This window comes from Cryobacterium sp. TMT2-14 (assembly GCF_004402465.1).
Lineage (GTDB): Bacteria > Actinomycetota > Actinomycetes > Actinomycetales > Microbacteriaceae > Cryobacterium > Cryobacterium sandaracinum.
Window position 1 is genome coordinate 38,248 of the sequence record NZ_SOFV01000020.1, and the last position, 7,326, is coordinate 45,573.

General features: G+C 67.4%; 6 protein-coding genes. 4 read left to right on the top strand and 2 right to left on the bottom strand.

The features are described 5' to 3' along the window. Positions 1-24 precede the first annotated feature (24 nt). Entirely contained in the window at positions 25-1,494 is a 1,470-nt protein-coding gene (locus E3O28_RS08040) for a glycosyltransferase family 87 protein (protein WP_134415575.1), read from the top strand. Positions 1,495-2,182: 688 nt separating this feature from the next. On the opposite strand, the gene E3O28_RS08045 is transcribed toward E3O28_RS08040, so the two are convergent. Next, positions 2,183-2,872 carry a hypothetical protein gene (locus E3O28_RS08045; protein ID WP_104099185.1) on the bottom strand — a complete coding sequence of 230 codons (690 nt, stop codon included), beginning with the start codon at positions 2,870-2,872 and terminating at the stop codon, positions 2,183-2,185. A 199-nt stretch (positions 2,873-3,071) separates the two neighbouring features. Beyond that, entirely contained in the window at positions 3,072-3,524 is a 453-nt protein-coding gene (locus E3O28_RS08050; RefSeq protein WP_134415576.1) for a metallopeptidase family protein, read from the bottom strand. Positions 3,525-3,567: 43 nt separating this feature from the next. On the opposite strand from E3O28_RS08050, the gene E3O28_RS08055 reads away from it, so the two are divergent. The 3 genes from E3O28_RS08055 (at position 3,568) to E3O28_RS08065 (ending at position 6,959) form a co-directional block, all read left to right on the top strand. Continuing rightward, positions 3,568-3,822 carry a DUF3499 family protein gene (locus tag E3O28_RS08055; protein WP_134401190.1) on the top strand — a complete coding sequence of 85 codons (255 nt, stop codon included), beginning with the start codon at positions 3,568-3,570 and terminating at the stop codon, positions 3,820-3,822. After that, entirely contained in the window at positions 3,819-5,324 is a 1,506-nt protein-coding gene (gene manB, locus E3O28_RS08060) for a phosphomannomutase/phosphoglucomutase (RefSeq protein ID WP_134415577.1), read from the top strand. Before E3O28_RS08055 ends, manB begins: the two co-directional genes overlap by 4 nt. A 141-nt stretch (positions 5,325-5,465) precedes the next feature. Next, complete coding sequence (locus E3O28_RS08065) at positions 5,466-6,959, top strand: amino acid permease (RefSeq protein ID WP_134415578.1); 1,494 nt, start codon at positions 5,466-5,468, stop codon at positions 6,957-6,959. Positions 6,960-7,326 lie beyond the last annotated feature (367 nt).

The window sequence follows — 7,326 nt, forward strand, 5'->3', positions numbered from 1 at the left end:
CCCGGGTTCCGTCAGGATGGCAGGGTGCGTATCGCCGTTGTCTCCCTCCTCCTTGCCGCCAGTGCGGCCCTGACGGCCTTCAGCGTGCTCGCGTATGACCTGTTCAAGCCGGGACGCGACACGGTGCCTCTGGTCATCTGCACCAGCGGGCTGTGGCTGCTTTTCGCGCTCGCCGTGGTCCTGCTGCGCGGGGTGCGGGGCCGGGCCGTGGTCGTGCTGATCCTGGCGGGTTCGGTCGGGATCGGGGCCACGGCCATGGTCGGTCCGCCGAACACGAGCACGGACTCCGCGCGCTACGCCTGGGACGGCATCGTCGCCACCGCGGGCATTTCGCCGTATGCCTACACGCCGGCCGACGATCGGCTCGACGCCCTGCGCCCCGACTGGTTGTTTCCGGCTCCGGAGCTGACCGCGGCCGGCGATCTCGTGTGCGTCGGCGAACGCATCCAGACGGCGCTGAAAAGCGAGTCCGACGAGATTCTCTGTTCGGCACTGAACCGCACCGGAGTGCCCACGATCTATCCGCCGGCCGCCGAGATCTTCTTCGCCGACGTCCGGGCGGTCACCGGGCCGAATGCGGAGTACTGGCCCCTGCAACTGACGGGCCTCCTGCTCAGCGTCGGCACCACGGTGATGCTGCTGGTCGGGATGCGCCGCCGCGGCATCGACCAGCGGTTCGCCGCGCTTTGGGCCTGGTGTCCGCTCGTGGCCACGGAAGCGGTCACGAATTCCCACATCGACATGCTCGGCGTCGTCTTCACGTTGAGCGCGGTGTTCCTGGTCACCGGCCGGCGCTATTGGAGCGGTGGGATCGCGCTCGGCGCGGCGATCGCGACCAAGCTGATTCCCGTGCTCGCGGCCCCTGCCATGCTGCGGCGCCAGGGGTGGAAGGTCGCCGTGGCCGCCGTGGCCACCTTCCTGCTGCTGTACGTGCCGTATGTGCTGACCACCGGTATCGGGGTGCTCGGCTATCTGCCCGGCTACCTCTCCGAGGAAGGGTACGAGGACGGCACCCGCTTCGCCCTGCTCTCGCTGGTCGCCCCGGGCGGCTCGGCCGTCATCGTTGCCGGTGTGCTGCTTTTCGTCATCGCCGTGCTCGTGATCTGGAAGACGGACCCCGACCAGCCCTGGCTGGGCCAACTTGTCATGATCGGCAGTGCGCTGCTCATTCTGAGCCCGCGGTACTCCTGGTATGCCCTGCTGCTGCTGCCGTTCATCGCCCTCAGCGGCCGCTGGGAATGGCTTCTGGTGCCGATGGCCCTCACCCTCCGCTTGCTGGTCCCGTCGATTCCGCTTACCCGGGTGGCCATCGCCACGGCTATCGTCGTCATCGTCGTCATGTCGATCCACCGCGCCCGCCCCGAGGTGGCACGACGCCTGTTCCGCCCGATCAGAACGGTACCGGCACGTCCGAATCCGGCTCGCGCGCCTTCTTCACCTTCTACTCTTCCGCCTTCTCCTCCTTCTCCGCCGGATGCCCCGCCGGGCGGATGATCGTGGCTGGTTCGCTGAGGAGGATGCGCCCGGTCGGTGACGTCTTCTTCAGCGTCCCGTCGGGCAGGTGCACGGAGCTCCCCCGAGTCGCGGTCCGGGCCGTGATCTCGGAATACCGGCGGGCTCCATTGACCTGCGCGGCGAATCGGGCGTCGACTCGGGCGGACTCCGCCTGCGTCGCCTGAATCGCCTCGAAGTGTCGCCCCGGGACTCGAACTTCTCGCTGTAAGTGGGCTTCATGAGGGAGACGCTACGGGTACCCACTGACATTCCATGCCCCAGATCGGCACCAGTCATCGCTCTGTGGATAACCCGATGACGCCCATATTGTGAAGGAGAAGAGGGGCCACGGCGCAATCCGTTGAACTGTTTGCCGCTGGCATCGGTCACACGGCCCTCACCTCGCATCCGCTGTGTGACGTAAGCGCGGAGATTTTCGCGAAATGCCGGTTGTGGTGCCTGGGTGTGCGGCGTGTTGCGAAAATCCCCGCAGTTTGCGACCGCGGCCGCCCCGGATGCCCCGGGCGGGCGGCAGAACCGGGCGGCAGAACCGGGCGGCAGAACCGGGCCGCCGGGCCGCCGGGCCGCCGGGCCGCCGGGCCGCCGGGTCAGCGTCTCGACCACCGCGAGCAACACAAGGAAGGGCCCGCTGCGCATCTGCGCAGCGGGCCCTTCCTGATAAGCGGTGTTACTTGGTGGCGACCGTGATCTTCGCGATGCCGACCAGGAGCTGGTCAGCGACAGCATCCGTCATGAACGTGTCGTTGAGCAGGCCGGCGGCCTCAGCCGAGATGTGCACGGTGGTGCCCTCGAGGATGGCGTTATCGCCGTCCATCTGGAGCGGCTTCAGGGTCCCGCCGTAGAGGTTGAAGAGGAGGACCTGGGTGGCGGCTGACTCTCCGTTGACGCTCACGTCACCGAACAGCTTGCTGGTGCCCGGGTCGATTGTGAAGTTGGTCAATTCGACCGTGGTCTCGCCGGCGGTCAGTGAGAAGCCGGAGCCCTCGTGCTCGATGGAGCCCTGGACGAAGGGCCGGTAGTCCTCTTCGGGGTCGTAGTAGTCCACGTTTCCACCGGTGATCGGGAAGTGCAGGCTGCCGTCGGTCAGGGTGGCGGTGCCCACGGTGCCGGGGGTGAGGCCGAGGCTGGTCAGCGCCGCAGCGAAGTCGGCGTCGAGGAGAACGGACGTGTCGACGCCCGACAATGCGGGGATCGAAGCGAGGGCCTTGGGGGTTGCTCCCTCGGAGGAAGGGGAGGAAGAGGAGGAGGAATTCTCGGCCGGGGCGGTCGCATCGGCTGTGGTCGAGCAGGCGGAGAGGCCGGCGATGAGGAGGCCCGCGGTGGCGAGGCTGAGCGTGGTCTTGGTGAATGAGCGCATGAGAAAATCCTTAGGGTCTGTGGTTGGGATTCAGCGGTTCTTGGTGCTGAATGAGGTTCGGTCCCCTCCGTCAAACGGTTTGGAATTAGTTCAAATTGGGGCAAACTTCGGCCACAAGCTCCGTAATTACGGGGATCCGGGCACAAAAAAGCGACCGAGCGCACCCCGGCCGCCGCCAGCAAAAGACGCGAGCGGAACCTTAGAAGTGCCGGAACCGATCCGGCGCCAGGTCCCACGGGTCCTTGCCGAGCAGCTCGGCGATCGCGCGGAACACGCAGCTCTCGATCACCATCCGCCGGTGCAGGTCGTCGTTCCGATGCAGCCGCGTCAGGCGCTGGATCGGCAAACGGTAGAAGACCACGCGACGCTCCGCGGCGTTCACGGCCCAGCGCTCCACTCCGATGGCCGGCAGCACCGAGGAAGGACCGGCCGCAACCACGAACCTCACATCACCCAGCTGCTCCGGCCAGACCGAGCGGAGGTAGTCAACGGTTGACGCCACGGTCGTATCGAAGTTGTCGATGCGCGTCTGCAGAGGCGGCAAATAAGGCCCGGTCGCCGAGCTGCGGATGCCCCGGCCGTGCCGGTCCCGACCTCGCCCGCGCTGAACGGGGGCCGGCGTCGATACGGCGGAACGGCGAACTCGAGACATGCCCTCATCCTAGTTCGACCCGTTGACGGGTATCCTGTAGCCAATGTCATTCCGGCCCTGCTCCCGTGTCGCCTGCTCGGAGGAATCCGCCGCGACTCTCACTTTCGACTATGCCGACGCGATGGCCGTCCTCGGTCCGCTTGCCGTGCAGCGCGAGCCGCACACCTTCGACCTCTGCGCCCGGCACGCCCGGCTGACCGCAGCCCCGCAGGGCTGGCAGCTGGTGCGCCTCCGCACCGACGGGCCGGACGCACAGCCGGCCGCCGGGCCGGACGCCGAGTCGGGATCCGCGGAATGACGGACCAGACGGATGCCGCCGCCTGCCTGGGCGCCGTCGTCGGCCCGGGCGAGGTTTGCGGCACGACTGCCGCACCGTTGACCGCGCAGTTGGTGGCTGCCCTCGCCGCTGCCTTCGTCGACGAAGTCGGCGCGCAGAGCCGCGAGGTACTCCTCGGTCACGACCGGGGCGAGGCGGGCGAGCTCGTGGCCGCCTTCACCCGGGGTGCGGAAGCCCGAGGGGCCACCGTCGTCGACCTCGGCGTGTGCTCCACCGACGAAATTCGATTCGGCTCGGGAGCCCAAAACGCCCCGGCCGCCCGGATCACCGCCTCCTCGCTCACCATGCTTCGGGCGGGTGCCCAAGAGATCGGGCACGACCACGGTCTCGGCGCCATCCGTGACCGCGCCGTCGGCTATCTGGCCGCCGGGCCGGCCTCGGTGGCGACACCCGGCCGCCGCCGCGAGTTCGACCTGCTGCCCGACTACGCGGCCGGGCTGCGCGCGCTCGTCAAGCTCACCGGCATCCGCCGGCTCACCGTCGTGGTCGACGCCGGCCGCGGCGCCGCCGCCGTCACGGTGCCCTACGTTTTCGGCGACGATGTCCGCGAAGCTGCCGGAGACCCGGCCGGCGGCGCCTCCGCGGCGGCGGACCCCGCCGAAACACCGCGCCCAGCAGCCCTCACCATCGTCCCGCTCTTCTTCGATCAGGGCCCGGACCTCCCGCCGCACACCATCGACCCTGCCGACCCGGCCACTCTCACCGATCTGCGGAATGCCGTGATCCAGCACGAGGCCGACCTCGGGCTCGGCTTCGACGCCGACGGCGGCCGCTGCGTGGTGGTCGACGAGACCGGGTGCGTCGTGCCCCCGTCCGCGATCGGCGCCGTGCTCGCCCGGCGCGCCATCGCGAGCGCGCGGATTATGGACCCTGGCCGGGATGTGGTGGTTCTGCACGACCTCAACGTCTCCCGCTTCGTGGCGGAGACGATCGAGGCGGCCGGCGCGGCCGCGGTCCCCACCTCGGTCGGCGGATCCCTGATGCGAGCCGAGTTGCGGGCCACCGGGGCAGTGTTCGGGTTCGGGTACTCCGGCGACTACTACTTCCCGCAGTTCTGGTGCGCCGACAGCGGTCTGCTCGCGGCCCTGCACGTTCTGGCGGAGCTCGGATTCCAGCCCCGCCCGTTGTCGGCGCTGGCGGCGGATGCCATGCCCTACGCTCATTCCGGCGAGATCAGCATGGCCGTCGACGACCTGCCCGGGGTCTACGCGCGCGTCGTCGACGCCTACACGGGTTCCGCCGACTTCGAGGAGATCGACGGCCTTACGGTCATCGGCCTCACGAGCGTCGACGAACCGTTCTGGTGGTTTAACGTGCGCCCATCGCGCACCGAGCCGGAGCGAGCGCCGCAGCAGCAACAGAAGCAGGTGCGGCCCGAGCTGCGACTCACCGTGGAGGCCGGGACCCCTGAGGTGATGGTGCGCATCCGCGACGAAGTCCTCGCACTCATGCCCGCCGATTAATCGCACGTTACAAGCACGTTTCCACCCGCGGGTTGATTTCGGCGCCGGTAATCGCCGGTCATACGCTGACTCACGAAGCACCAATGGATAGCAGTCGGCCCCACCGTCGGGGTGGCAGCATCCCACTGAAACTGGAGTGACATGGCCAACGAGACAGACACAGACCGCACTGCCGCAAAAAAGGGCGGGGGAAGCCAGCAGCTGTCCAAGTCCCTGAAACCGCGACACCTCTCGATGATCGCAATCGCCGGCGTGATCGGAGCCGGCCTTTTCGTCGGGTCCGGAGCTGCCATCCAGCAGGCCGGGCCGGGCATCCTCGTGGCCTACTCGGCCGCGGGACTGCTCGTTATCCTGGTCATGCGGATGCTGGGCGAAATGGCGGCAGCGCATCCAGAAACCGGTTCGTTCTCTACCTACGCCGACAAAGCCCTCGGTCGCTGGGCGGGGCTGAGCATCGGCTGGTTGTACGCCTGGTTCTGGATCATCGTCCTCGGCATCGAGGCCACGGCCGGCGCCGCCATCGTGCACCGCTGGGTGCCGGAGGTCGACCAGTGGGTCTGGGCACTCCTACTGATGGTGCTCCTCACGGGCACCAATGTCGCCTCCGTGAAAATGTTCGGTGAATTCGAGTTCTGGTTCGCGTCGATCAAGGTGGCGGCCATCGCCGTCTTCCTGCTGCTCGGCGTCGTGGCCATCCTCGGGTTGATGCCCGGCGTCGCGGCCCCCGGCCTGAGCAACCTCACCGGCAACGGTGGGTTCTTCCCCAGCGGCAGCGGCGCCGTCCTCGGCGGCGTGCTCGTGGTCGTCTTCTCGTTCTTCGGCGCCGAAATCGCCACGATCGCTGCCGGCGAGTCCGAGAACCCGGTCGACGCGGTCAAGAAGGCTGTCAAATCCACCGTCTGGCGCATCCTCGTCTTCTACATCGGATCCATCGCCGTCGTCGTCACGCTGCTTCCGTGGAACAGCGCTTCCGTGGCCAAGAGTCCCTATGTCGCTGTGATCGAGCTCTACGGAATCCCCGGGGCCGGCACGATCATGGACATCATCGTGCTTACCAGCGTGCTCTCCTGCCTGAACTCAGGTCTCTACACCGCGAGCCGCATGCTTTTCTCCCTGTCGGAACGCGGGGACGCACCCCCGGCGTGGTCGAAAATCTCCGTCCGCGGCGTGCCGCGCGCCGCCGTCTTGTCTTCCACCGTCGTCGGGTTCATCACGGTGGGTCTGAACTACATCGCGCCCGACACGGTCTTCCTTCTCCTCGTCAACACCTCTGGCGCGATCGCGCTTCTCGTCTGGCTCGTCATCGCCGTGTCGCAGCTGATCCTGCGACGGCGCATGGGCACGGATGCCGCCAGTCGCCTGAGCCTGAAGATGTGGGCCTTCCCCTACCTGACCTGGCTGGCCATCGGCGCCATCGTTGCACTGCTCGCGGGCATGGCCATTCTCGAACGCACCCGCATGGAACTCCTGATGTCCCTCCTGCTCGCGGGCGTCGTGGTCGGCATCGGCCTGTGGAAGTACCGCGGGGACAGGGGCGCCGCCCACCCCGTTGCGGATGCCTCGGTTTCCGCCGAAGTGAAGAACGACGAGGCCGAGTCTCTTGCCCCGAGCGGCACTGCCGCTGTGCTGAAATAGGGTGCCGTCCCGGCTGCACGGAAGCCGTGTTTCCGCCCCGTTGGGGCGTGACACGCCCGGGCGGTTGCTGGTTTTGACGGTCCGGTGTGTCGGCCGTAATGTATTCAAACGTACCCCACAGGTGCGGAAAGCCGCAAAGCTTCCCGGCCTCATGTGGAACCACAGTTTTTCGCTTCGTCTCATGCTTGTTCCTGTTTCAGGTGAGTGTGGGGGAGGCCTAAGATGGTAACTCTCTCCGGCTGCGTGTTTGGTCTGGTGGGTGGTTGTTCGAGTCGCTTTGGCGCACTTGGAATCGGCTGCTTTCCGTGATTTGACAGGGTGTGGCCGGGCAGCTAAGTTATGTAAGTTGCCTCGAAGCGACAGCCCC

Excerpts from the sequence above, each read along its gene's own strand:
- E3O28_RS08055 (WP_134401190.1), top strand. The coding sequence starts at position 3,568 with ATGTCATTCCGGCCCTGCTCCCGTGTCGCCTGCTCGGAGGAATCCGCC.
- E3O28_RS08050 (WP_134415576.1), bottom strand. The coding sequence starts at position 3,524 with ATGTCTCGAGTTCGCCGTTCCGCCGTATCGACGCCGGCCCCCGTTCAG.
- E3O28_RS08045 (WP_104099185.1), bottom strand. The coding sequence starts at position 2,872 with ATGCGCTCATTCACCAAGACCACGCTCAGCCTCGCCACCGCGGGCCTC.
- E3O28_RS08065 (WP_134415578.1), top strand. The coding sequence starts at position 5,466 with ATGGCCAACGAGACAGACACAGACCGCACTGCCGCAAAAAAGGGCGGG.
- manB (WP_134415577.1), top strand. The coding sequence starts at position 3,819 with ATGACGGACCAGACGGATGCCGCCGCCTGCCTGGGCGCCGTCGTCGGC.